The sequence below is a fragment of the Shewanella sp. YQ_9 genome, assembly GCF_043103185.1.
In the GTDB taxonomy this organism is placed as follows: Bacteria; Pseudomonadota; Gammaproteobacteria; order Enterobacterales; family Shewanellaceae; genus Shewanella; species Shewanella algae.
This window is the reverse complement of record NZ_JBICJO010000036.1, coordinates 76666-100494: the sequence shown is the minus strand read 5'-3', so window position 1 is coordinate 100494 and position 23829 is coordinate 76666. Positions and strand designations below refer to the sequence as shown.

The 23829-nt window shown below is 54.6% G+C and carries 22 protein-coding genes; 13 read left to right on the top strand and 9 right to left on the bottom strand.

The features are described 5' to 3' along the window. Positions 1–256 precede the first annotated feature (256 nt). Positions 257–1204, top strand: a complete 948-nt coding sequence (locus ACF8D4_RS11565) for a LysR family transcriptional regulator (RefSeq protein ID WP_345852308.1) — start codon at positions 257–259, stop codon at positions 1202–1204. A 139-nt stretch (positions 1205–1343) separates the two neighbouring features. Continuing rightward, positions 1344–2081, top strand: a complete 738-nt coding sequence (locus tag ACF8D4_RS11560; protein ID WP_028780704.1) for a TorF family putative porin — start codon at positions 1344–1346, stop codon at positions 2079–2081. A 126-nt stretch (positions 2082–2207) separates the two neighbouring features. Here the strand turns inward: ACF8D4_RS11560 and ACF8D4_RS11555 are convergent, their stop codons facing one another. Then, on the bottom strand, positions 2208–2669 hold the full coding sequence (locus tag ACF8D4_RS11555) for a GNAT family N-acetyltransferase (protein WP_025009162.1): 462 nt from the start codon (positions 2667–2669) through the stop codon (positions 2208–2210). 87 nt (positions 2670–2756) lie between these two features. Further along, positions 2757–3416, bottom strand: a complete 660-nt coding sequence (locus tag ACF8D4_RS11550) for a 7-cyano-7-deazaguanine/7-aminomethyl-7-deazaguanine transporter (RefSeq protein WP_025009163.1) — start codon at positions 3414–3416, stop codon at positions 2757–2759. 168 nt (positions 3417–3584) lie between these two features. Here ACF8D4_RS11550 and ACF8D4_RS11545 point away from each other — a divergent pair, with 168 nt between their 5' ends. Continuing rightward, positions 3585–4331 carry an ABC transporter substrate-binding protein gene (locus ACF8D4_RS11545; RefSeq protein WP_261752873.1) on the top strand — a complete coding sequence of 249 codons (747 nt, stop codon included), beginning with the start codon at positions 3585–3587 and terminating at the stop codon, positions 4329–4331. Here ACF8D4_RS11545 and ACF8D4_RS11540 read toward each other — a convergent pair. Beyond that, on the bottom strand, positions 4328–5686 hold the full coding sequence (locus ACF8D4_RS11540) for an isochorismate synthase MenF (RefSeq protein WP_025009164.1): 1359 nt from the start codon (positions 5684–5686) through the stop codon (positions 4328–4330). The genes ACF8D4_RS11545 and ACF8D4_RS11540 overlap by 4 nt on opposite strands. 350 nt (positions 5687–6036) lie before the next feature. On the opposite strand from ACF8D4_RS11540, the gene ACF8D4_RS11535 reads away from it, so the two are divergent. From ACF8D4_RS11535 to ACF8D4_RS11500, 8 genes are all read left to right on the top strand, one after another. Then, complete coding sequence (locus ACF8D4_RS11535) at positions 6037–8205, top strand: TonB-dependent receptor plug domain-containing protein (protein ID WP_392465520.1); 2169 nt, start codon at positions 6037–6039, stop codon at positions 8203–8205. Between the two features lie 2 nt (positions 8206–8207). Next, entirely contained in the window at positions 8208–9557 is a 1350-nt protein-coding gene (locus ACF8D4_RS11530; protein ID WP_261752871.1) for an ATP-binding cassette domain-containing protein, read from the top strand. Next, positions 9547–10230: an energy-coupling factor transporter transmembrane component T gene (locus ACF8D4_RS11525; protein ID WP_144168197.1), complete on the top strand. Its 684-nt coding sequence runs from the start codon at positions 9547–9549 to the stop codon at positions 10228–10230. Before ACF8D4_RS11530 ends, ACF8D4_RS11525 begins: the two co-directional genes overlap by 11 nt. Next, positions 10217–10771, top strand: coding sequence for a hypothetical protein (locus ACF8D4_RS11520; RefSeq protein ID WP_037436264.1), 555 nt, complete (start codon positions 10217–10219; stop codon positions 10769–10771). The genes ACF8D4_RS11525 and ACF8D4_RS11520 overlap by 14 nt, the downstream gene beginning before the upstream one ends. 13 nt (positions 10772–10784) lie before the next feature. Further along, positions 10785–11516 carry a DNA-binding protein gene (locus ACF8D4_RS11515; protein ID WP_342199454.1) on the top strand — a complete coding sequence of 244 codons (732 nt, stop codon included), beginning with the start codon at positions 10785–10787 and terminating at the stop codon, positions 11514–11516. Then, positions 11517–11732: a hypothetical protein gene (locus tag ACF8D4_RS11510; protein WP_025009171.1), complete on the top strand. Its 216-nt coding sequence runs from the start codon at positions 11517–11519 to the stop codon at positions 11730–11732. It begins immediately after the preceding gene. Positions 11733–11893: 161 nt separating this feature from the next. Next, complete coding sequence (locus ACF8D4_RS11505) at positions 11894–13075, top strand: HD-GYP domain-containing protein (RefSeq protein ID WP_044735512.1); 1182 nt, start codon at positions 11894–11896, stop codon at positions 13073–13075. Between the two features lie 75 nt (positions 13076–13150). Then, positions 13151–13768 carry a paraquat-inducible protein A gene (locus ACF8D4_RS11500; RefSeq protein ID WP_392465515.1) on the top strand — a complete coding sequence of 206 codons (618 nt, stop codon included), beginning with the start codon at positions 13151–13153 and terminating at the stop codon, positions 13766–13768. On the opposite strand, the gene ACF8D4_RS11495 is transcribed toward ACF8D4_RS11500, so the two are convergent. Genes ACF8D4_RS11495 through ACF8D4_RS11480 form a run of 4 tightly spaced genes read right to left on the bottom strand, consistent with a single transcriptional unit; the run spans position 13759 to position 19313 of the window. Then, entirely contained in the window at positions 13759–14064 is a 306-nt protein-coding gene (locus ACF8D4_RS11495) for a DUF3240 family protein (protein WP_025009174.1), read from the bottom strand. The genes ACF8D4_RS11500 and ACF8D4_RS11495 overlap by 10 nt on opposite strands. After that, positions 14061–17114, bottom strand: a complete 3054-nt coding sequence (locus tag ACF8D4_RS11490; protein WP_144135624.1) for an efflux RND transporter permease subunit — start codon at positions 17112–17114, stop codon at positions 14061–14063. Before ACF8D4_RS11490 ends, ACF8D4_RS11495 begins: the two co-directional genes overlap by 4 nt. Before the next feature lies 1 nt (position 17115). Further along, complete coding sequence (locus ACF8D4_RS11485) at positions 17116–18138, bottom strand: hypothetical protein (RefSeq protein ID WP_208123959.1); 1023 nt, start codon at positions 18136–18138, stop codon at positions 17116–17118. Beyond that, positions 18135–19313, bottom strand: a complete 1179-nt coding sequence (locus ACF8D4_RS11480; RefSeq protein WP_208123958.1) for a TolC family protein — start codon at positions 19311–19313, stop codon at positions 18135–18137. Before ACF8D4_RS11480 ends, ACF8D4_RS11485 begins: the two co-directional genes overlap by 4 nt. A 150-nt stretch (positions 19314–19463) precedes the next feature. Here ACF8D4_RS11480 and ACF8D4_RS11475 point away from each other — a divergent pair, with 150 nt between their 5' ends. Further along, the gene (locus tag ACF8D4_RS11475) at positions 19464–19988 is read left to right on the top strand and encodes a LuxR C-terminal-related transcriptional regulator (protein ID WP_071237331.1); all 525 of its coding nucleotides are present in this window, start codon (positions 19464–19466) and stop codon (positions 19986–19988) included. 405 nt (positions 19989–20393) lie between these two features. Here the strand turns inward: ACF8D4_RS11475 and ACF8D4_RS11470 are convergent, their stop codons facing one another. Both ACF8D4_RS11470 and ACF8D4_RS11465 read right to left on the bottom strand, forming a co-directional pair. Then, complete coding sequence (locus ACF8D4_RS11470) at positions 20394–21317, bottom strand: YeiH family protein (RefSeq protein ID WP_071237332.1); 924 nt, start codon at positions 21315–21317, stop codon at positions 20394–20396. 227 nt (positions 21318–21544) lie between these two features. Further along, on the bottom strand, positions 21545–22099 hold the full coding sequence (locus ACF8D4_RS11465) for a hypothetical protein (RefSeq protein WP_025009178.1): 555 nt from the start codon (positions 22097–22099) through the stop codon (positions 21545–21547). A 146-nt stretch (positions 22100–22245) separates the two neighbouring features. On the opposite strand from ACF8D4_RS11465, the gene ACF8D4_RS11460 reads away from it, so the two are divergent. Beyond that, complete coding sequence (locus ACF8D4_RS11460) at positions 22246–23784, top strand: DUF3612 domain-containing protein (RefSeq protein WP_208123956.1); 1539 nt, start codon at positions 22246–22248, stop codon at positions 23782–23784. The last annotated feature ends 45 nt before the right edge of the window (positions 23785–23829 follow it).

The following is a 23829-nucleotide window of genomic DNA, read 5'->3' as shown; positions in this document are numbered from 1 at the left end:
ATTTATGAATTCAACAACTTATGTATCCAAATCCCGTTTTTGCCCGTTTGGGAGAGATTCTGTTTTTGCCCTGGAGGCAGAGAGTTCTTTCCCAACAACAGCAAGCGTTTTATGGTTGAGCGAACCAAGGCAAAACTGCATAAATTTCTCTGCGTCATGCTGGATCCTCCACCGCGAGGCGAGTATTCTACTACTGTCACTATAATTTGATTAGTCACATAGAAATAAACCCACTGTCCCACAGGTGCAACAATAAATGGATCTAAACAGGGTACAAATATTTGCTCAAGTTGTTGAGCAGAGTAGTTTTACCGGCGCGGCCAAGGCGTTGGGGCTTACCAAGACCACCGTCAGTCGTAAAGTTGCCGAATTGGAGAAGGCGACCGGTGTTCAGCTACTGTTCAGAACCACCCGGGCATTGAGGTTAACCGAGGCCGGCGCCGAGTATTACAACAAGATCACCAAGATACTGGTAGACCTGGAAAATGCCGAGGCGCAGCTCAGTGCCAACCAGCAGCGGGTCAAGGGTAACCTAAGGGTGGTCTGCCCGATCGAGATGGGGCAGCTATTTCTCGGTCCGGTATTTGCCCGCTTTCTTGAGGCCTACCCGGATATCACCATAGAAGCTGAGCTGACTAATCGCAAGGTGGACATGGTTGAAGAAGGAATAGACATACTGTTCCACCTGTGTGGTATCGAAGATTCACGCCTGCAGCATTACCAACTGGTGAAGACCAGCACCACCCTGATGGCCAGTCCGGAATACCTTAAACGCCACGGTACTCCGCAGACCCCGGATGATCTTTGGCATCACAAGGGCATAGAACAGGGGGGGATCCAGCTCATCAATGATGGTTGCTGGAAGATTTTCGATGGTAAGGAGTGGCAAGTGATAACTCCGGAGGTACAGCTCAAGGTCAACAATATTACCTTGGCCCGGGAAGCGGCCATTGCCGGTTTGGGGATCACTTGTCTGCCTCCCATGATCGCCGATGAAGCCTTGCAAAAGGGGGAGTTGGTGGCCGTGCTGGAAGACTTTCCCATGGAACATAACACCCTGTTGCTGTCTTATCCAAAACGGGCCTACTTACCTCGTAAATACATAATATTTATTGACTTTATCTATCAGGCCTTGTTCGGTTACTGGGGCAACATGCTGCTGGAGATCCCCGAGTATGTGAAGCGCCCCGAAGGCTTCGAATAAGTCGCTATGACTGCGGCGTTGCCGCAGTCATTCATAATTGTTCACATTCATTCCTCCATGGTTCATTCATCTAGATAACCCTGTTCACAACTTCTTCTTACTATCCGGGCTAACAATAATCATGCTCTGGTGGATAAAGATGAACCCAACTCATAAGCTGTTTTTATCAGGTTTGCTGCTGTGCAGCAGTTCTATGGCTCTGGCAGACGAAGCTCCCCGTTTCGCCGGTGGCAGTTTTGCCGGCAATCTGACCTTTGCCTCTGACTATGTGTTCCGTGGCGAATCGGAAACCCTGGATGGCGATGTGCCCGTAGTTCAGGGCACATTCAGCTGGAACCATGACGCCGGTTGGTACGCCGGAGTATTTGCTTCCAACATCAAGTTTGCCGACCCCAACCTTGAGATAGTCACTGCGCCTTTCATCGGCAAGAGCGGTGAGTTGGGCGACTCAGGTTTCACTTATGATGTCATGCTGTTCTCTTATCTCTATCCGGGCGCATCCTACTCCAACTACACAGAGCTGTGGCTGAAACTCGGCAAGTCTTTCGGTCGGGCCCATCTGCAACTGGAAGTGACGCCGACTGTGGATGACTGGTTCGGTGTCGATGGTTGGCACGGGGTCAACTATGCCCTGCACCCCAGTTACAGTTTCGAGAACGGTATCAAGGTTTCCGGTTCTGTCGGTTATCAGGACCTGAACGGCAATGGTGCTGAGGGATGGGGACACTGGAACTTGGGGGTAAGTAAGGAGTTCTATGGTTTCAACCTGGATCTGCGCTACCACGGCAGTACAGTTGAATCAGACCACAAGGTTTATGGTACCCAGACAGAGATCTTCGATGACAGATTGGTAATAGGTATCAGCAAGGCGTTTTAAGAACTGCTTCCCTGCAGTCTTTGTGAGTACGCCGGTTGGCGTACTCTTTTTTTAGGTAAGGTGCGAACAAGCCTGGATGCAAGGCGTGGTTCGCAGCAAATGGCCCTAGTCCTTTGCAAGATTTCCTTAGTACATGCTCTTTTCAAGATAGAGACGGTTGTCGGCAATATGTCCGGGCTCGGCGCGGAAGTCCACTACCTGATACTGATGGCTGATCAGCATGTTCAACATAGAGCGGAACTGGTTGCGGGTCTTGACCTGGATCTGCTTGTAGCCGGCCTGGGTGGCCCAGCGTTCCTGAGCCTCAAGCATGCTGCGTGCCAGCCCCAGACTGCGATAATCGGGTAATACACCGCCCAGCCAACTGTAAAAACACTGCTCATCCAGAGCATAACCCAGCTTGAATCCCGCAAGCTCACCTTCCACAAAGGCCAACAACAACAAACAGGCATTGCCTGTCAGCCGACGCTCGAACTCCTGCTTTTGGTAGCCGGAATCAAACTCGGGGATCTGGGCACTCAAGGCCATGATCTCATCGATCTGTTGCTGATCTATTTCAGTAATAGCTTTGATTTCAATGGAGTACATCATTATTCTCTCAACGGACCGCAAAATGTCACAGGTTGCGGGATAAAAACTGGCCAAAATTATAACAGGTCTGGCCAGTTGAATGCATCAGGAGAATTGCTGCTGGTTTTCCGTCTGTAAGATCTTATCCTGAAGTACCCGCAGCAGCACGCCATAGGCCGGCAGGAACAGCCCCAGACTGACCAACAGCTTGAAGCCGTAATCCACGGCGGCGATTTCCGGCCAGTTGGCGGCCATGAAGGGGTCGCTGGAGGCGAAGAAGGCGATACTGAAGAACACCAGAGTATCCACCAGGTTGCCCACCAGGGTTGAGGCTGCCGGTGCGACCCACCAGGCACACTGGCGGCGAATTCTGGCAAACACTGCGATATCCATCAACTGGCCCACCAGATAGGCGGCGAAACTGGCAAAGGCGATACGGAATACAAAGGTATTGAAGTCCGACAGGGCGCTCAGCCCCTGAAAATCACCCTGATGAAACAGTACGCCCATGGCATAGGAGATCACCAATGCCGGCAGCATGGCCTTGAAGATGATCTGCCGGGCGGCGGCCTGGCCGAATATCCGTACCGTCAGATCAGTTGCCAGATAGACGAAAGGAAAGCTGAAGGCACCCCAGGTTGTGTGGAAGCCGAATAGCTGAAACGGGAGCTGCACCAGATAGTTACTGGCACTGATAATAAGGATGTGAAAACTGACCAAGAGGATCAGTGCGCGTTTGAGCTGCGCGCCGGTTAACATTAACATATTGTGACCTTTTTAGTTGGCTGGGCGGGGTGAGGGAACCCGCATTTTCGGTTCGACCGAAAGGGCGCACATTATAGTGCCCATAATCCGGCTGACAAGGGGGAAGCGTAAAAAATGTCCAGTCCATCTCAAGCTACTCTACACTGAAAAGGAAGACAGGAGAGTAAAATGAATCGAATCTGCTGCCTGCTGCTGGCCTTGCTGACTTTTGTCTGGCCGGCCATTGCCGAACCGACCAAGATCCAGATAGCTACCGCCAGTTGGGGCGGTTATACCGAAACCAATGGCGAAGGCTATTATTTTGAGCTGTTGCGAAGGGTCTTTCCCGAGTCGGAATGGCAACTGGAAATCCAGTTTGTTCCCTTTCCCCGTTCCCTCTACATGCTGGAGCGTGAACAGGTGGACATGGTGTTGGGGCTCTATCTGGGGGATATCTCCAAGGGGATTTACAGCGCCAAAAAGGTAGAAACCGAGGTGAGAGATGCCGCGGTGACCCCTGAGCTGGCCAGTGTTTGGCAAGGAATGGACTCACTGACCCATCGCAGGGTTCAGGCCCTGATCGCTTATCGCTTTTTTACCCTGACCCAGGTACCCATGCACTATCAGGAAAACAGTAGCCTGCTGGAAATGCTGCGCAAGGTGAATGAAGGCAAAATCGATGCCGTGCTCGACTATAAGCCGGACATCTTGCCGCTGTTGCCACAGTTGGAACAGCCCAGAAGATTGGTGCTTATTGAGGATGTGCTACGGGCAGATGTTTATTTTGCCTTCGCCAATAATCCCAAAGGGCTCGAGCTGAAGGCCTTGTTCGACCAAGGCTTTGAACAGTTGGAGCGTTCCGGGGAATTGGCGGAGATTAAACAGCAGAGCCTGGAGCAGCTGCAACTGAGGATACAGGAACAGCCATCACCCTAGAAATCCAGCAGAATCGACATTATGGTGGCGAGCTTGTTTTCCAGCTCCTGCCATTCGGCTTCCGGGTCTGAGCCTGCGACTATGCCGGCGCCGGCAAACAGATTGATGCAGCCAGGCTCCAGCAGGGCGCAGCGGATGGCTACCGCAAATTCACTCTCATATTTATTCAGATAACCGCAGGCCCCGGCATACCAGCCGCGCATATAACCTTCCCGTTGGCGCAGAAAACTGATGGCCGATTCCCGTGGCAGGCCGCCGACGGCCGGCGTCGGATGCAAGGCCTGCAGCAGTTGAAAATCTTTTACCCCGTGCCGTAGCTCGGCGCGAATCGATCTGTGCAGATGCTGAATATGGTTGAGTTTGAAGATGGTCGGTGTCTCATCGGCACCAACATAGCGGCTCAGGGGAGTCAGTGCCTTGACAATATGCTCCCTGACCAGCTGATTCTCATGGCTGTTTTTGCTGTCATCCAATAGCTGCTGCGCCAGTAGTTCATCCTCTTCCGGGCTCAGGCCGCGAATGGTGGTGCCCGCCAGTGCTTCGGTATACAGCTCTTGCTGATGGCGGCGATAGAGACGCTCGGGCGAACAGGAGATAAAGCTGCGCTCGGGGCTGAATTCGAAGCCGAATTGAAAACTGTTGGGGTTGCGCCCTTGCCAACTGGCCAACACCTGCCAGGGATCCGGAGTGTCTTTCACTTGCAGCTGAGTCAGGCGCGACAGCACTACTTTGGGTGTGTCCTGGTTGAATCTGGGGGCGGTCACCTGTTCCACCAGTGTCTTCCAGCGTGGATAGTCGGGTCTGTCATTGCGTGACAGCTGTTCAGTCTTGGTCGGTGGCGTCATGGGGCGGGCCGGAACCAAGGCATCCAGCGCGGCTTGTGCCTGAGCTATTTCCGCTTGCCTGTCAGCCTGGCCCAGATTCAGGTTAACCAAGAGGCGGAAATGATCTGAACTGCGTCTCAGCTCTATTCTGGGTAACAGGAATCTGGCGCGGCCAAACTCGGGCCAGGAGGCGATTTCGCGGTCGAAGGCGACGCCGCCGTAGTAGCGGATCTCCTGATTACTGGAGTAGGCGCGCTGCTTTTCATAAATTTCGGCCAGGGCCTCGTCTGTGACTTCATCTTCGAAGCGGAAATCCAGGCAGCAGCCGATGGCGGCAACCTCCTCGAGTCTGTCTCTTCCTTGCCAATAAATTCTGGGATAGCTGGGTTGGGAAGCCAGCCAGGAGATCAGTGGAATTGCCTGTACCTCGGCGGCCAATTGGACAATAGGCTCTGCTGGCGTCAGCTTGGCCAGTTGACACAGCTTGTCTTTGAGTGACGAAATGGCCTGAGGCAGGGTAAGTGCAGACAAGGGGAGCTCCGAACATCCGAACAAAGGGATCCGGAAGCAGAAAGCGTCCGGCTAACAGTATCTTTAACACAAACTAAAGTTCCTCACCTTGAGTGTCAAGCCGTCGAACTGGCCTGTGTGACGTGTAGCATGATCCCATTAATCAGCTTAGGTTAATGTGACACGAGTGGACATTTTTGCTCGGCAAATTGTCTTGATGGGACAATCTGTCCGCGGCAGACTCTGTTATCTACTCCCTTTGTATTAATTTGTCGATCTGTATTGGTTTTTACCGTCACTGAGCTTGTAGCTTTTTTGGGCGGCGCCAGAATAGCCCGGATAATCCCAATCAGAAATGACAGAAGAGCCTTATGTCCCATATCCCGGTAAAACTCTCTGCCCTCGCACTGGCGTTGGGCTGTGCCATGCAGGCCAATGCGGCCTCTATCGAACGCGATCCACTGGTCAACAATGCAATGGACGTCATAGTGGTGCACGGTGAGCGTGCCAACGCCACTGAAGTTGCCACTACAAGTTGGAGCATTTCCGAAGATGAAATCAAGGCCTTGGGTGCTCAAAGCTTGGATGAAGTGCTGAAAAATGTTCCCGGTGTTTACGTACGTTACGGCGGCGAGGGTACGCCAAGAGTGGATATCCGTGGTTTCAAAACCCGCCATGTGACCCTGTTGGTCAACGGTGTACCGGCCAACAGTGCCGATGATGGTCAGTTTGATCCCAGCGTGATCCCAACCAGCCAGATTTCCAGAGTCGAAGTCTCCGTTGGCCCAACTTCAGTACTCTATGGCCCAGGCGGCGCCGGTGGTGTTATCAACATCATCACCAAGCGTGGCGACAGCGCCCCGGCAGTATCCGGCAACCTGGAATTGTCCAAGGACGATACCTTCAAGGGTGATATCAGTGCCGCCGGCTCGGGCGACAACTGGCAGGGACTCATCAGTGCCGGTTATCAGCACACTGATGGTTTCCCCATGTCTTCTGATTATCAAGTCACTGAGTATCAGGACAAATATCAGCGAAACAACGCAGATAAAGAGCTGACCAATCTGTACGCCCAAGGCAGCTATTGGCTCAGTGACAATACTCAACTCATTGCCAATATGGCGCTGCGTTCAGGCGAGTGGGGTAAGCCACCAAGAGATGGCAGCGGCAGCGGCCGGGTGAAATTTGAGCGCGTCGATGACTATGATTCACAGACTTTCCAGCTGGGTCTGGCACATAAGTTCAATGATACTTTCACTTTCCGGGGTTTTGGGTATCACAACCAGAGCGACACCTATGAAACTGTGTACGGCGACAACAGCTACGCTGAGCTGACCCAGGCTCAGGACGGCCGCTCCAAAGTACAGGGGGCAAACCTGCAGCTGATCACCGACTTCGACACCGCGGGTATCCTGACCACCTCTGTGATTGCTGAAAAGCAGAGCTGGGAAGCGGTAGCCGAAAGCTTAGGTTCCTCCAAGTCCGGCAGCAGCAAGGTTGCAGCAGCCAAGGGCTCAGGTGGTGGTACTGGTTCAGGCGGCGGTAACGGCTCAGGCGGTGGTACTGGTTCAGGCGGCGGTACTGGTTCAGGCGGCGGTAACGGCTCAGGTGGTGGTACTGGTTCAGGCGGCGGTAACGGCTCAGGTGGTGGTACTGGTTCCGGTGGCGGTAATGGCTCAGGTGGTGGCAGCGGTGAGTCTTTCGATGATTCGGCCTGGGTTTATACTGCGGCGGCCGAGTATCAGTTCCAGTCGGAAGGCGATTGGGGCTTTACTCTGGGCGGCGCTTACCACGATATGGACAAGACCGAAGGCAACGAGAAGGATTACTCGGCGCTGGCCTCAGGTTTCTGGCAAGCGGCTGACGATACCCGCCTGAGCCTGAGTGTGGCTCGGAAGGTGCGTTTCCCATCCATGCGCAACCTGTACTCCCTGTCTTCAGGCAATCAGGAACTGGAGACGGAAATCTCCAAGCATGTTGAGTTGGGACTGGAGCAAGGCCTGGGTATGAATACCGAGCTGCAACTCTATCTCTATCACACAGATGCCGATGATTACATTGCCAAAGATGCCAGCGGCATGTATCAGAACATGGGCAACTATCGCTTCCAGGGTTTGGATACTGTGCTGTCCAATAACAGCATAGAGAATCTGGATCTGAGCCTGAGTTACAGCTATCTGCATGCCGAAGACAGAGACAGTAGCACAGGTTTTGATGGTCTGGACTATCGTCCCAAGCACCAGCTGCGCTTCCAACTGGGTTACAAGCTGCCTACCGAGACCCGAATCCACCTGAATGTGGAACGCATCATGGATCAGAACTACTACGAGCAGGAGAAGATCGGCGGTCAGAAGGTGTGGCAGGAGAAATCACTGGATGATTACACCCTGGTAGACATCAATCTGGTACAGCCTTTGCTTAAAGATAAGCTAGAGCTCTATTTACGAGCCACCAACCTGCTGGACGAGAACTACTATCAGAGCGATTCTCTGCCTCAGGCAGGTAGACAAGTCTTTGTTGGGATTAACTGGCAGATCTGATAATGCGCTTACTCGAACTCGAAGGGATCAATTTCAATCATGGCTGTTTGCAGCCCTTGATATTGAGGGATCTGGATCTAAAAATAGAATCCGGCTCCTGCCACTGCATCAGTGGTCCCACGGGTTCGGGTAAATCCAGTCTGCTGGCTTTGCTTGCCGGGCTGCAACGGCGTCCCTGTGAAGGCGGCATTTTCCGCCGTCAGGGGTTGTTGGTGGGCCTGGTGATGCAAGATCCCCAGGTGCAGATACTGCGCCAGACAGTCGGGGCCGAAGTGGCCTTTGCCTTGGAAAACCTCGGTGTGCCCAGCGGCCAGATGATCTCCAGAGTGCAGCATGCATTGCGGCGGGTGGGGCTGTTTGTCTCGCTGGAAACTCAAGTCAGCAAGCTGTCTCTCGGACAGAAATATCGCCTGATGATCGCTGCCCAGTTGGTGAGTGAGCCGGCGGTACTGCTGTTGGATGAACCTTGGGCGCAGTTGGATGACGCCGGTGTCGATGAACTGCTGGCAGTAATCCGTAACCTGCTGGCGGAAGGTATGGCTGTGGTACTGGTGGAGCATAATCCCCAGGCTTTTGCCTCAGTTGTTGAACATTTCTGGTACCTGGACCAAGGGCGCCTGTTACCCGGCAGTTACCGGGTCGAATCCGCCAGCCATTTGAAACGCCTGGAGCCGGACCGAAGTCGGGAACTGGTCAGTGCCACTTCATTTGAATTTCGTTATCAGGGGCATTCGCCCCTGTTTGTGTGTCAGCAGGGCCTGTCTTTGGGCGCCGGTGAGCTGGTTACTCTGGTGGGTAACAACGGCTCGGGCAAGAGCAGCCTGCTGAAGGCGATAGCCGGTATTCAACCCGCGGTGGCGTCGATGCAACTGCGGGTCTTTGGCCGTAAGCCCAAGCCTGGTGCCTATGGCCCCATGCTAGGCCTGTTGATGCAGCGCCCCAACCGTCAGTTGTTTGAAGCCACAGTCATAGAGGAGATGCAGTTCAGCCTGCGCCGCTTCGACCTGCCGCTGTCCCGGGCTGAAAGCCTGCTTGAGCAGCTCGACTTGCTGCATCTTGCCCAAAGCTCGCCCCACACGCTTTCCTATGGGCAGCAGCACTTGATTGCCCTGGCCTCTATCGCTTGTTTAACCCCCAGCTTGATGCTGTTGGATGACCCCTTAGCGGGATTGGATGGCAAGCATCTGGGGCAGCTTTGGCAGATACTCAACTATCTGCGGGAACAGGGCGGCAGCATAGTGATTGCCAGCCACAGACCCCTGCCGGGCTTACCTTGTAGTCAGCTGTGGCAGTTGCAACAAGGCCAACTGGAAATCGAGTTTGCCCCAGAGGAAGTTGCCTGTGTGGGCTAAAGGACGGCGCCACGGCCGTGCTTCTCCCAAGGGGCTGGATTTAGGTTTGTGGGGCAGTGCCACCGCCTTGTTCTTGGTAGTGACTCTGTCATCGGCAGCCTTTCTCCTGCCTCAGGCGCAGCTTCCCTGGCTGGCGGCCATTAATCTGATCTTGGTGGTTCATGGCATGCTGCAGCGCGGTGCCATAGGCGGGGTAATCCGCTTTGTTCTGCTGCAACTTGGCTTTACTTTGGGGCTGTATGCACTGATGCATGGTGGCGAGCAGCTGGGACAAGGTACCTTGGCGGTGGCCCGCATCACCCTGGCGCTGCTGCCGGGATGGTGGCTATCGGTTACCGTGCGCCCGGAGCGGATTGGTGAGGTATTATGCCTGGTCATGCCGGCAAAATGGGCCTTTGTGGTGGCCGCTTCTATAGGTCTGCTGCCCTTTATGACCCAGGAGATCGCCGAGATCTACCAACTGCAGCGGCTGCGGGGAGCGCGAATTGCGCCCAAGCAACTGCTCAACCCCCGCAACTGGCCTGAACTGGCCTACTGTGTGTTATTTCCCCTCTTGATCCAACTGCTTAAATTGGCCAAACAGATGGCGCTTGCCGCCAAGAGTCGCCACTTTGGCCACACTTCCAAGCCGACCCATTGGCAGGACCACCGGAGCGAACATGGCAACAAATAAAATCAAAGGATTTCAATTGCAGGATGCGCTCTTTATCGGCTTTTGTGCCACCTTATTGGTGGCAGTCAAGAGTATGCTCAGGCTGAAACTCGGCTTGTCGGGACATTCTATGTTGCTGATGAGCTTTTTCTATCTCACCTGTTACGGCATTGTCGGACGCATGGGCGCCATGACAGCTTGCGGCGCCTTGGCCGGAGTGGTTGCCATGACCTTGGGCGTGGGCAAAGGCGGCCCGCTTATTCTGCTCAAATTCGTGGTTCCGGCTGTGTCGATGGACCTGGCGCTTCTGCTGCTGGCCAATGCTTTCAATTTGCGCTGGCGTTTCATCGCCCTGGCATTGGTGGGCTGTATCGCCTGGGCCGCTAAAGGGCTGGTAGAGGATTTGCTGGTGGGCATGAGTGAACAGGTGGCCTTGGTGCGCTTTGGTCTCAAGTGTTTACAAGGTGGAGCCTTTGCCATAGTCGGGGCCCTGTTGGTGCCCCCCGTTTTGAGACGCCTCAAGGCTCACGATCTCCTCCACAAAGATACCCAGACAGATTGATTAAGGTTTATTGATGAAAGATTGGCTGATTTGTATAGACGATACCGATGATATTGGCACCAAAGGCACCGGCGAGATCGCTTCCGAGATTGCTGAATTGTTGACCCAGCAAGGCGGGCAAACCTCCCTGGTGACCCGGCATCAGCTCTATGTGCATCCGGACATTCCTTACACTTCCCACAATAGTGCCATGTGCTTTGGTTATCGTGGCGAGCTTACCTTGGAGGCGATACGTGAGGTGGCTATAGCTCATCTTCTCAGGGAATCAGCCAGCGCCGCCGACCCTGGGTTGGCGCTCTTGTCTCTGGCCGATTTCAGCGGCCAGGACGCACTGATGGCTTTTGGCCGTGAGGCCAAGCAAGAGGTCAAGACCAAGGAGCAAGCCTACGGCTTGGCCGAACACTTGGGTATCAGTCTCAGCGAGCACGGTGGCACGGGGCAGGGTGTTATCGGCGCGCTGGCGGGCCTAGGGCTCAGGCTCACAGGGAATGATGGCCGTGTGAAAGGCCAACTGAAATTTGGCCAGACAGATGAAGCGGCGCCCTTCAGCGTTGCCGACATACTAAATCGCTCTGAGCTGGATGGCGTATTGACCACAGATGGTGAGTGGTTGCAGGAAACCGACACTGTCTGGCTCAGCGGCAAGGTCAAAGCCGTGTGGGCCGAGCATAAGTTTGCCCTCCTGGTCAGCAAACGTGGCGCCGAGTGGCACAATGCCGGCAAACAGCAGCTGAAGGAGTTCTGAATGCAGCAATGGTTTGAACTAAAGCAGGGCAAACGCTTGTTTCTCGGTGGCAGCAGCAATCTGCAGGCCGCCCGAGAGGTGGCCGGCCAGTGTGTTTGTTTTGCCGAAGATGACGAAGATGAACAGATAGATGATGTCACTCGCTCCTGTTACAACTGCCAGTATCGCCGCTGGTTGAGTGAAGGCTTTCAATGTCTTGGCCCAATATCTGAATGAGATTGGCATCATAAAGACAAATTTTACCCCATAGGATGCATAGGCATTTCCGGCTTTGGCTTCTAAAATAAGGCAGAGCCGAGTGACATTTGTCGGAGAGTCGTTAACCCCTGGCAAACGTTTTTCGGATTGAGGCCAAAAGCATTTGCCGGAGTGAAAGAATGACCGATGTGGTACCGACAGCAGCCCTTTTGAAGTTGCCCGTCACTCAATTGGGGATAGGCATGTATGTCTCGGCCATTGAGAACAACGGCCAATTGGCCGTCGCCAATGCCGGCCAGATCAGGAGCCGCCAGGCAATCACTAAACTCAGCAACAGCGGCATTCGCTTTGTCTGGGTCGATGTGGAGCGTTCCAGCGACAACTGTGGCCTGAAAAAACAACGCCCCGCCTTCAATCACCATCCCCGTAAAACCTCGGTGAACCATCAATTGGCAATAGGTCAGGCCAAACAGCTACTGACAGAAGCCAAGGGCTTGGTGCGCAAAGTCCTCAGTGAAACCTTCGAAGGCAAGGCAATAGAAGTCGAGCCGTTTGCGGCACTGGCAGACAATATGATCGAGTCTGTGATGCTCGACTCGGATGCGATGAAGTGCGTTTCTGCGTTGAGATCCAAAGATGCCTACCTGCTGGAACATTCGGTCAATGTCGCCTTCCTGCTGATCACCTTCGGTAAGTATCTCAAGCTAGATCGCGAGATGCTCAGACAGCTGGCCATCGGCGGTATTCTCCACGACATCGGCAAGATCAAGGTGGATAACAAGATACTGCACAAGCCGGGCAAGCTGACGCCGGAAGAGTTTGAGCACATGAAGCTGCATCAGGCCTACGCCATCGAGATCATGGAACAGGCCAAGGGCTTGTCTCAAGTGAGCAAGGATGTGTGTCTGATGCACCATGAAAAACTCGACGGCCGTGGTTACCCAAGGGGCCTGAAAGGAGATGCATTGCCGCTGCATGGGCGTATGAGCTGTATCGTGGATATCTATGATGCCCTTACCGCCACCCGCTGCTATAAAGAGGCGATGAGCCCGGCAGCCGCCTTTAAGATTCTGCTCAGTCTGACGCCCTTTCATCTGGATGAGAGCCTGGTGTACGAATTCATCCGTTGTATCGGTGTCTATCCGGTCGGTTCATTGGTGCAACTGTCCGATGGCCGAGTGGGCATAGTCTGGGAATCCAAAGACAGGGATGTGTTGCACCCCATAGTCAAATGCTTCTATTCATTGAAGTTTAAGCGATATACCGATGTGACCATGGTGGATCTGCAAAAGTCTGATCTCAACATAGACAGAGGTGTATCGCCCAGCTCTTTGGATGTCGACCCCAAACCCTTCTATTGATCTGGCGGTAAACTGGGTAAACTGATGGGCCCGCCGAGTGGTGGGCCTTTTGGTTGAGTTTGTGGAGTGACCCCGATGCGCCGAATTTTACCTATCATGACCCTGTTATTGTCGCTGGCCTTGCTGATCCCCGGGGTGACTCAACCTATTTTGAGTGTCAGCGGCACGGTGGAAAAGGCCGAGCTGACCGAAGCCGGGTTGGACATGATTGCCGAAGCCGTCAGTGATGGTTCCGGACGCGACAGTGCCAGGGGAATGCTGGCGATGATCAGCGGTATGCTGGGGCTGAACAATCTTCAAGGTGAAATGGAGGTGTTCAACAAGACCCGCAGTATCTGGGGCACAGTGACCGAGCTGCATCAACACGGCAATACTCTGGTGGCGGCGCTGGTGATGCTGTTTTCCGTGATAGTGCCGGCCTGCAAGCTGGGGCTGATGCTGCTGGCTCAGGCGCCGCTGTCCAGTAAGGTGCGGCAGATCATCGACAGTATTACGTCGGCCATTGCCAAATGGTCCATGGCCGACGTATTTGTGGTGGCGCTTATCATCACCTATATGGCCGGCAACGCCTCGGCCGGCATGGGGGATTTGGTTCACACCCACGCCAGCCTGGAGTCGGGCTTCTGGTTCTTTCTCGGTTATTGCCTGTTGGCCATCGCCGGCCAGTATTGGCTCAAACCCCGTCAGTCCTGACCCAGCACGCCGTCTGTCGCTATCGGTACTATCCAATAGCGGCAGGGGTTGTGGCGGCAGACCTCCGCCAGGGTCTGCAGCAGCGCCTGCTGTGACTCTTGCGGGTGCATCACCTCAAACTTGTAGAATTCCCGATAACCTTCCACCTGTTCCTTGAGATTGAAGTGGCTGTGCTCGCGGCTGAAGCCACAGATATTGATCAGGCTGAAGCCGGAGAGGTAGTCCAGCGACATCAGAGTGTCGACCACATCGTCTTTTAGATTGTGCTGCACTATCAGCACCAAGAGTTGTTTCATTGACGTTTCTCCAGGGTTTGATACAGCAGTGGCAACAAGTAGAGGGTGGTGATAGTGGAGGTGATCAGCCCGCCTATGACCACGATTGCCAGCGGCCTTTGAATTTCGGCGCCGGGCCCGGTGGCAAAGGCCAGCGGGATCAGGCCGAACATGGCGGTGGTGGCCGTCATCAGAATCGGCCGCAGTCGGCGGGCGGCCCCCTGTTCGACCCGTTCACTGAGGCTGGCAAACAGATGCCGCGACTGTTCATAGTAGCTAACCATCACCACGCCGTTGAGCACGGCTACCCCCAGCAGGGCGATAAAGCCCACTGAGGCCGGCACCGACAGGTATTCGCCCGAGATAAACAGGCTGAAGATACCGCCCATCATGGCAAAGGGGACGTTGGCCAGGATCAGCAAGGCTTTGGAGATATTGCCGAAGGTGGTGAACAGGATCAGGTTGATCAGCATCAGCGCCACGGGCACCACCAACAGCAGATTACGGGTCGCCCGTTGCTGGTTCTCGAATTCGCCGCCGAAATTCAGGCTGTAACCGCTGGGCAGAGACAGCTCAGAGGCCAGCTTGCCCTGTAGTTCTTCAACAAAGCCGACGATATCGCGGCCGCTGACATTGGTGGTGACCACGGCAAAGCGGTTGCCTTGCTCGCGCTCAATCAGTATCGGCCCTTCGCGATAGCTTATTTGCGCCAGTTCACCAAGTGGCCTGAGGCTGGCATCCGGCATTACCAATAGCCTTTGCTCCAGTTGCGGCAGGCTGTTGATACCATCTGCTGCCTGGGCGATCAGCACGGGAGTTCGCTTCTTGCCCTGGATTATCTCGGTTATGGCAAGACCTTCCAGTTGGCTCTTGAGATATCGGCCAAACTCATCGGCACTCATGTTGTAACTGCGGGCCAAACCCTCCTTGAGGCGGAGGTTGATAAAGGGGCTGCCTTCGGTCATGGCGGTTTTGACATCCTGGCTGCCGCGAGTGGCGCTGGTCAGGTGTGCCGTCTCGCTGGCCAATCTTGAAAGCGTCTCAAGATCTTCACCGAAAATTTTAATTGCCACATCGCCTATGCTGCCGGTAAGCATCTCGGAGACCCGCATCTGGATTGGTTGGGTGAAGTTGAAATTGATCCCCGGAAACTTGAGCACTTCGGTGCGTATGGCATCGATAAGCGCCTCCTTGCTGGCAAAGCGCCACTCTTCAACGGGTTTAAGTTCCATGAAGACATCTGTCTCATTCAGCCCCATGGGATCCAGCCCCAATTCATCGGCACCGGTGCGGGCGACCAACTGGCGTATCTCGGGCACAGTGGCCAGCAGGTGCTGCTCTATCTGAGTATCCAGTGCCAGCGAGGCCTGCAGCGAAATCGATGGGGACTTCTCCAACTGCAGAATAATGTCACCCTCATCCAGGGTCGGCATAAAGGTTTTACCCACCTGAGTAAACAGCCCCAGGCTCAGTACCAGTGCCACCAGTGCCGTGGCGCAAAAAGCCTTACCGTGCTGGAACACCCACTGCAGACTGAGCAGGTAGCGCGCCTTGAGCCAGCCAATAGCCTTGGGTTCGTTGGCCGCTTTTTCATTGACCAGATAGGAGGCCAGCACGGGGATCACCGTCAGCGACAGTGCCAGTGCCGACAGCATGGCAAACACTATGGTGATAGCCACTGGGGTGAACAGTTTGCCTTCGAGGCCGCTGAGGGTCAGCAGCGGTGAGAAGACTATGATGACTATCAGGGTGCCGGACACCACAGGCACGGCCACATCCTTGGTGGCGCGGTAGATGAGGTGCAGCCTGGGCAGGCGTTTGCCGCCGGCAATCTGGTTGACCATGTTCTCCACCACCACCACGGAGGAATCCACCAACATACCGATGGCGATCACCAGACCGCCGAGGCTCATCAGGTTGGCCGACAGATTGAAGTAGCGCATCAGCATAAAGGTAGCCAGCGCCGCCAGTGGCAGCGACAGTGATACCACTAGCGCAGCCCGCAAGTTGCCGAGAAACAGCGCCAGCAACAGAATAACCAACACCACGGCCTCAAACAGGGCATCTGAAATGGTGCCTATGGCTGTGCCTATCAGGTTAGCCCTGTCGTAGAACACATTCAGCTGGCTGCCTGGAGGCAGGGTCTTTTCTATCTGGGCCAGCTTTTCCCTTACCAGTTTAATGACCTGATCGGTATTGGCATCCTTGAGACCGACGATCAAGGCCTCTGTGGTTTCTTCACCATTACGGGTCACGGCGCCGTAGCGGCTGAGATGGCCTATTTCGACCCGGGCGAGGTCCTGCAGGCGATAGCTGCCGCCCTGATTGGTGGCAATCACCAGTTGTTGCAGGGCTTCCAGTGAGTCGATGCGTCCTTCGGTGCGAACCGTCAGGTTATCTGTGCCTAGCGTGATGCGTCCGGCGCCCGTGTTGCTGTTGTTGCTCTCGATACGGGCTATCAGTTCTTCCTGGCTGATACCGGCCTGAGCCAGGGCGACGGGATCCGGGGTGATCTGCAGTGTCTTGGCAAAACCGCCGAGAATGTTGACATCGGCGACTCCGGGCACGGTACGCAGCAGCGGCCTGACTTCCCATTCCAGCAACTGACGGCGCTCCAGCAGCGACAGCGAGGGATTCTCCAGTGAAAACATAAAGATTTCACTGAGCGGGGTGCTCATGGGGGCAACGCCGCCTTCCAGATCGGCGGGCAACTTGTCCCATACCGCCGCCAAGCGTTCACTCACCTGTTGTCTGGCCCAGTAAATATCTGTGCCTTCGTTGAAGTCCAGGGTGATGTCGGTAATTGCATACTTGCTGGTGGAACGCAGTATCGCCTGCTTGGGGATCCCCAGTAGCTCAGTCTCAACCGGTACTGTCACCTGGGCCTCTATCTCTTCGGCTGTCATGCCGGGAGCCTTAAGGATGATTTTCACCTGGGTTGGCGAGATATCCGGGAAGGCGTCCAGCGGCAGCCCCAGCCAGGAATAGGCGCCGGCACCACAGAGCAGCAGCGCTGTTATCAGGGTAAACAGCCTTTGAGTCAGGGAGAAACGGATAATGGCACTGAGCATGCTATTCGCCCCCCAAACCCAGGAGTATGCCTTTGACGGCCGCCACTGAGTCGCTCAGTACCTCGGCATCGACCAGTGTCTCATTGGGCGCCAGGAAGTAGCTGTCGGCGCTGGCACCTATCACTTGCACGTCGGTTGGCCGCAGCTTGTTTTGGCTGTGACTCAGCACCTGGCTGCCAGTGCCCCAGGAATAGAGACTCTGTTTGGGCACCACCAAGGCATTGATGGCCTGCAGCGGAATAACCTGTAGTTGCTGCCCGGGTTGCAGGCCGCAGCTTGGGGGAACGGCCTGGCTCCAGGCGTCGACAAAGCCCTGTTTGGCCAGCTGGTCCTTGCGACTTATCTGCAGTTGGCACTCTCCGGCCATCACGGCATTGACACTGTCTTTCTGGGCCAGGGGTAAACGCAGCTTAAGCCTGAGTTCGTCGGCGGGCAGTATCCCCAGCAGTGGGGCGCCGCTCATCAGCGGTTCACTGCTATCGCCGTATTGCAGCAATCCGGCCATGGGCGCGTGTAATGTCAGAGTCTCAGGACTCTCCCCCGGCTTAAGCAATTCACTGAAATGCTGCAGGTGTTCATATTGCAGCAAAGCGTCGAAATACTGCCGGCTTATCTGCGACCAGGTTTCGGCACCTATGGCGCCGTTGGCCCGCAACTTTTGGTTGCGATCATAGCGCTGCTTGGCGAGCTTGAATGCCGCTTCGGCGGCGGCAAATTGCAGTTGAAAGTGGGCAATTTCGGCGCCCTTAAGTTGCACCAGCGCTTGGCCTTCATCGACCCATTCTCCTTCGGCCACCAACCAGCGTCGCTGTTGGATGGTTTCCGGTGCCGTGAGATAGAAGCTGCTGCCGGGCTGGGCCGCCAATATTGCCGGTACAGGGGCGGCCTCTATCTGTTGTACTTGGTTCACTGAGGTGAAGCTGAGTGTCAGCTTGCCTAGGTCCGCAACCGAGATTTCCTGCGCCCACAGCGGGGAAAAGAACAGTGTCGACACCAATGTGCCAACCAGGGTTTTATGGGTCATAGGGTAACTCCGAGCGCTTGCAGTTGTTGGGAATGCAGCTGGGCTTGTGCCAGCCGGTTGAGCGACAGCCTGGCTTGGGTATCCAGGGCCTCAAGATGGCGCCGCAGCCAGGACTCATACTGGGCTGGTCCTTGTTCGGCCGTGGTCAGCAGTGTTTGGCTGAGCTGTTTACTCAGCTGCACGGCTTGTTCCAGCCCTTGCTGCTCTTGTTGTAGCTGGGCTTGACGACGTTTGAGTTGCTGCAACTGCAGTTGGCTCTGCAGTAACTGCTGTTGTTGCTGTTGCTCCAGTTGCAGCCTTTGTTGCTGCAACTCGCCAAGCTGTTGCTGGTTCAGGCCGTTGCCAACAGGCAAGGGGATCTCCAGTGCCAGACCCAGAGATTGTTCATCCAGCCCTTGGGTGGCAGTGTTTTTGGCCGTGACAGACACCAGCCAAGGAGTGTCATCTCCTTCGAGTTGGGCGTTTGTGGTGAGCTGCTGACGTTGCTGCTGCAGCGCCAGCAATTGCCACATGGGATGCCCGGCTCCGGCATCATCCGGCAGTGGGGTGTCACTTTCATCCAGCGATGGCAGCTGTTGCAGTCCGGTCAGTCGCTTGAGTGCCTCGTTGGCTTCTTGTTGTTGTTGATCCAGTGGAAGTTTAGTGAGCGACAGCTCCAGCAGTTCACGTTTTAGCAGCAGTACCGCAGTTGCCGGCATTTCACCACTTCGGCTCAGGGCCTGTTGCCGCTGCAGCAGTTGCTGCAGTACCTGTTGCTTGTGGCGCAGTTGCGCCAGCTCCTGCTCGGCTTGTGCCTGTTGCCACCAATACTGACGCAACAGGCCTGAGAGATAGAGGCGCTGCAGTTGGCTCTGCAATTCCAGCATGCGTTCGTTAATGGGCTTGAGTTTGGCATTCTGGCGCTGCATGGCCGGCGACTGAAAAGGCAGGTTGAGCGAGAGCTCTTGCTCATAGCTGTTGTGGCTTTCCAGGCTGCCAAGATGGCTCAAACTGATGCTTGGCAAGCCTGTCAGCCAGTCCGAGCTGTGATATATTGGAGCCAATTGTGCCAAAGATGTGTGCAGCCTGTTTTGACTCAGGGCCAGCAGGGCATCTCTGTCTGTTTCCGGGGCCGCTCTCAGCTGAAACACCATTAACAGCAGGCTACAACCCAGATAGAGGGGGCGGATTTTCATGGGAGTGTCTCTTGGGGAAATACCAGCCGCCAGCCTGGCACTGATTTGGCCTGTCGTCTTCGGCGACCTGTATCATATTTGCGCTTATGGGACATATGTACCATAAGTTAACTGCATGTTTTTGAAGCTTATTAATCGGGAGTTGCGTCAATGAAGGATCTGGTGATGATAGTGCTGCTCAGTGTGATCATGACGCTGAATCTGCTGGATGTGTTGTCAGACATGCAACTTGGTGTGCCGACTTATCACATAGTGCAGGAGAGCATTTTGGTGGCGCTTTCCGCCTGTGGTGCCCTGTATATCAGTTTTGATCTGATCCGCCGCAGCCGCGAGATGCAGTTACTCAAGTCAAAGTTGGCCAATGCCGATGCCAGGATCTGCAATATCTCCAGTCGAATGCAAGCCGCCCGCCAGGAATACACCCAGGCGGTACAGCAACAATTTGAGCTCTGGTCGCTGACCCGCAGTGAGCAGGAAGTGGCTTTATTACTGTTGAAAGGCTTGAGTTTCAAAGAGATTGCCAGTGTTCGCAGCACCAAGGAGAAGACGGTGCGGCAGCAGGCATCGGCAATTTACGCCAAGGCGGATGTTGATGGCCGCCATACCTTCTGTGCCTGGTTTATGGAAGACTTTATTCAACCCGTTGCTAGCGCCGATACTTCACAGGCGGCCTAAGACGCGGGTGGCATCTGTCGTTTTGAAGCGACTTTACACGCGTTTCTTGAAGCTAATCCTGCGGCGGCTGAGCAAGTAGGATTAGGCATTTTCCCCGGCAACTTTCCTCCTTGCTACCAGGCTATCCCCGTCACAGAGAGTGGGTTTCCTGCCAGTTAATGCATATAAAAAGGTATAAAAAATTTTTTCTTAGTGCTTTGGGTTCTTTATTATTGAGAATCGATATTGGCACCCAGGCTCCACAGACACCAATAATAGCTGCATTATTTAACTGTGGAGGTGGCGGTGAAGCCTGGCTATATCCTGCTGTTTCTCTTACTGGTGGTACTGGCATCGACCCAGACCCAAGGCTTGTTGCGGGCTCTGATAGAACTCAGCGCCTTCGCAGGCTTTTGTTACCTGTTTTCAACCCTGCCAGAGAATATAGCCAAGAGACGAGCTGCCGATAAACAGCCAGAGAATCACCCCAAGAAGTAAGGGCTTACTACCACTCTGCTGTAGTTTCCTGAAGGTGATACCACAGCCAATCAGGAACAAACACACCACCAGGGTACGCTTCGCCAGCTCAAATAGTTCCTGATAGATAAACTGACCCTGAGGCAACAAACTGGTGATGGCAATAGCCAGGCAGTAAAACAGAATAAACCCGGGAATATTGAGTTTACCCTTGCCTCCGAACAACAAGGCGCTGATTGCCGCCAGAGGCACTATCCACAAGGCTCGTGCCAGTTTGATGGTGGTCGCCGTTTTGAGTGCTTCTTCACCGTAGGCGGATGCGGCGCCCACCACGGACGAGGTGTCGTGAATGGCGATGGCGCTCCAAACTCCGAAGTCATGTTGGCTCAGCTGTAGCAGATGACCTATCACGGGAAAAACAAACAGGGCAACCGAGTTAAGTACAAAGACGCAGGCCAGTGCAATGGCGGTTTGTTCGTTGCGGGCATTGATAGCCGGTGCCACCGCGGCGATGGCGCTGCCACCACAGATGGCCGTGCCACTGGCAATCAAGTGACCGACTCGTCTATCCAACCCCAAAACCCGAGTCAACGCTGTGCCCGCCAGCAGGGTCAGCAATATTGATCCCAGGATTAACGGCAAGTTGCCCACAGAGGCGTCGATCGCCTGTTGCAGCGGAATGCCAAAACCCAGACCGACAATGGAGATGGCCAGCAGTTTTTTGGTCAGTTTCCCCAGATCCCAGTCCGATGGCAACCAGCCGAGATTAGCCAGCACAAATCCCACCAAGAGTGCCAGAGGTGAGGAGATTGCGGGGTATAGGCAGGCGATGGCAAGCAGGCAAAACAGCCACTTTTTCTGCAGTTGGCTCATGGACAAGAGATAGCAAGATTCCGGGAGCGTTAGTATAAGTGAGGCAAAATGCTAGGAAAACTAAAATTAACTTAATGTCCAGCGTAAGTTCTACTGAATCTCTGACTATGACAACAGGATCAGGGAAGCCAGTTCCCCGATCCTGAGTCTATGTCACTTCTGGCAGAAGTTTGCTGTGCCTTTTGCTGTGCCTAATAAGGCCAAGTGCCTATGACGCTCTGTTGCGATTAGACCCGTGAAGACAACTGATATTCATGGCCATCTTTGGTGGTAAAGCGTTTGCAACTCTTGTTGCTGCGTGGCTGACCGCCATCATTGTGCAACAGGCTAATCCACTCACGCTTGAGGCTGTTGTCCTGGCAGCGACCATCGATGAGACAGCGTTCCAGCTGAATGTCTTCAATGGCGGCGCAGTCGCGGCTGCCGATGCAGCCCTGACGATCAAAACTCAGTTCCAGGTGACAGCCGCAATCATCCTTGAGCAGTATGGCTTCTGGCTCGCTGCGGTGGCCGCTCAGGGCAACAAACTGTTGTGGCTGTTTGAGGCCACACTGGCTGCCATCGGCAAAGCAGGCCAAGAGATGCTGATAGTAAACCACATAGCAAACCACCTCGGCATGTGAGCCGTTTGCCAGTGGGAACAGCCGGTCAAGCAGTTGCTTGGCATTGGCCATCTTGTCGGCGATATGGCGTTCACCGAGTGCTTCCACGGCAAAGACGGCTTCGGCGATGAAAGGGTTGTGCTCTTGATTGATTTTTTGCTGCATAGTGGAGATGTTCATCGTCTCGCCCTCGTGTTTTGCTTTCCTTGACCTGATGGCGCTGTCGCCTCATGGCCGGACAATTCCTGTGAATTGCTTAATTTGTAGGCTAGCGTTTTTTTGATTACAATTTCACAATAAAAATTTTACAGTGTGAATTTTACAAAATGCGCCAAGACCAAAGCCTGATCCGTAAGTCACATTTTCTGGGTACTAAAATAAGAAACCTCAGAAAGCGCAATCACTTAACTATGGAAGACTTGTCGGCACGCTGTGTCAGGGTCGATCCTGAGTCGGCGCCGTCTGTGTCATACCTGTCGATGATCGAAAGGGGCAAGCGTGTTCCCAGCGCTGGTATGCTGGCGGTCATAGCCGCAGTTTTTCAGAAAGAGGTGAGTTGGTTTCTGGACGATGCGCCGGAGGAGCAGGCTATCACTCCGGACAAAGGGCGGCGCGGTGGTGTCAGTGGTATGCCGCTGGAGCCGGGCTTCCTGTTTTCCAATGATATTTTGCAGATAGCCATTCCCGAGATGCTGTCACAAACGGGGATCAGCGGCCGCCAGTTTGCCCACCTGTTGATCCGCGCCCATCAGGAACACCATCAAAACCATTTCCCCGATCTGGAACGGGCCGCCGAAGAGGTGGGTAAGAAGCGTTTGCCCTTGTCGGTAGAAGAAATGTTGGATCTCGCCGCGGCGCAGGGACTGAAGATCCAATGGTTCGCCCGGCCGGCAAAACTGCTGACGGATGCCCAGGGGGTCAGTGCCGGAGAGTTGGTGACTTCCTACATGGAGCCGCCGGGAACGCTATTTCTCAACGAGATCCTCAAGTCTCAACCAACCAGGCTCAAGTACGATTTGGCGGTGCATATAGGTCACTGTGTGCTGCACAATCGCGATGGGCTGAGCAATGTGTTGACCGTGGGCCGCAGTGGCTTCAGTGAAACCGATCCCCAGATCCAGAGTTCGTCTCTCAATGCCCAGGATATTCTCCAGGCCTGGCGTGGCTTTGAGGCCAGTTTCTTTGCCGGGGCCTTGCTCTGCCCCAAGGTAGCATTCAGGCAACTGCTGGACAGATACGGCTACGAGATCGATGCTCACCGGCTGGCGGGGGTTTCTCCCTCGGTAGCGATGCGGCGTATGACAGTGGTTTCACCTTATCCTCACTGGCATTATTTCGATGCCTATGCTCCGGGCAAGCTAAAAGCTGTGTATCGGGGCAACGGTATTCCGCTACCCTGGGGGAATATGCGGGCGGTAGCCGACCCTTGTCAGCACTGGGCGGTATTTCGGATGATCACCGAGCCCAAGGAGGGCAGTTCGGCGCAGATATCCATTCTGGATGTGGAGCAACAACCCAGGATCTATTGCTGTGAATCGGTCAAGGTAGAAGACTTGGCCGGTAATCATCATGTGCTCTGTGCCGGAATAGATCTCAATCCTGCCATTGAGGCCCAAGGGGAGGATGCCTTGTCATTGGCGCAAGATCTTAAACAGGCTTGTGTCGAGCAGGGCGGAGAAGGTGCCATTCCCAGAAAGATAAAACAGCAACTGCTGACTGTAGCGCGGATCCTCAATATTTATTGGGTCGAGCGTGGTATCGCCGGTGATGCCAGATTGATCTGCTCCAGAGGTGCAGTTTGCCCAAGACGACCCACCTGCTATGGCGAGCAGCCTGAGGTGAGTTTTCCCTGGCCCAAACAATAACCTTGGAACACTAGCAGAACTTTGGGTTGGTAAACACAGGCAATA

Bases quoted from the DNA above. Each gene is read 5' to 3' on its own strand.
- ACF8D4_RS11565 (WP_345852308.1), top strand. From the start codon at position 257: ATGGATCTAAACAGGGTACAAATATTTGCTCAAGTTGTTGAGCAGAGT.
- ACF8D4_RS11560 (WP_028780704.1), top strand. From the start codon at position 1,344: ATGAACCCAACTCATAAGCTGTTTTTATCAGGTTTGCTGCTGTGCAGC.
- ACF8D4_RS11555 (WP_025009162.1), bottom strand. From the start codon at position 2,669: ATGTACTCCATTGAAATCAAAGCTATTACTGAAATAGATCAGCAACAG.
- ACF8D4_RS11550 (WP_025009163.1), bottom strand. From the start codon at position 3,416: ATGTTAATGTTAACCGGCGCGCAGCTCAAACGCGCACTGATCCTCTTG.
- ACF8D4_RS11545 (WP_261752873.1), top strand. From the start codon at position 3,585: ATGAATCGAATCTGCTGCCTGCTGCTGGCCTTGCTGACTTTTGTCTGG.
- ACF8D4_RS11535 (WP_392465520.1), top strand. From the start codon at position 6,037: ATGTCCCATATCCCGGTAAAACTCTCTGCCCTCGCACTGGCGTTGGGC.
- ACF8D4_RS11530 (WP_261752871.1), top strand. From the start codon at position 8,208: ATGCGCTTACTCGAACTCGAAGGGATCAATTTCAATCATGGCTGTTTG.
- ACF8D4_RS11520 (WP_037436264.1), top strand. From the start codon at position 10,217: ATGGCAACAAATAAAATCAAAGGATTTCAATTGCAGGATGCGCTCTTT.
- ACF8D4_RS11515 (WP_342199454.1), top strand. From the start codon at position 10,785: ATGAAAGATTGGCTGATTTGTATAGACGATACCGATGATATTGGCACC.
- ACF8D4_RS11510 (WP_025009171.1), top strand. From the start codon at position 11,517: ATGCAGCAATGGTTTGAACTAAAGCAGGGCAAACGCTTGTTTCTCGGT.
- ACF8D4_RS11505 (WP_044735512.1), top strand. From the start codon at position 11,894: ATGACCGATGTGGTACCGACAGCAGCCCTTTTGAAGTTGCCCGTCACT.
- ACF8D4_RS11500 (WP_392465515.1), top strand. From the start codon at position 13,151: ATGCGCCGAATTTTACCTATCATGACCCTGTTATTGTCGCTGGCCTTG.
- ACF8D4_RS11495 (WP_025009174.1), bottom strand. From the start codon at position 14,064: ATGAAACAACTCTTGGTGCTGATAGTGCAGCACAATCTAAAAGACGAT.
- ACF8D4_RS11490 (WP_144135624.1), bottom strand. From the start codon at position 17,114: ATGCTCAGTGCCATTATCCGTTTCTCCCTGACTCAAAGGCTGTTTACC.
- ACF8D4_RS11485 (WP_208123959.1), bottom strand. From the start codon at position 18,138: ATGACCCATAAAACCCTGGTTGGCACATTGGTGTCGACACTGTTCTTT.
- ACF8D4_RS11480 (WP_208123958.1), bottom strand. From the start codon at position 19,313: ATGAAAATCCGCCCCCTCTATCTGGGTTGTAGCCTGCTGTTAATGGTG.
- ACF8D4_RS11475 (WP_071237331.1), top strand. From the start codon at position 19,464: ATGAAGGATCTGGTGATGATAGTGCTGCTCAGTGTGATCATGACGCTG.
- ACF8D4_RS11470 (WP_071237332.1), bottom strand. From the start codon at position 21,317: ATGAGCCAACTGCAGAAAAAGTGGCTGTTTTGCCTGCTTGCCATCGCC.
- ACF8D4_RS11465 (WP_025009178.1), bottom strand. From the start codon at position 22,099: ATGAACATCTCCACTATGCAGCAAAAAATCAATCAAGAGCACAACCCT.
- ACF8D4_RS11460 (WP_208123956.1), top strand. From the start codon at position 22,246: ATGCGCCAAGACCAAAGCCTGATCCGTAAGTCACATTTTCTGGGTACT.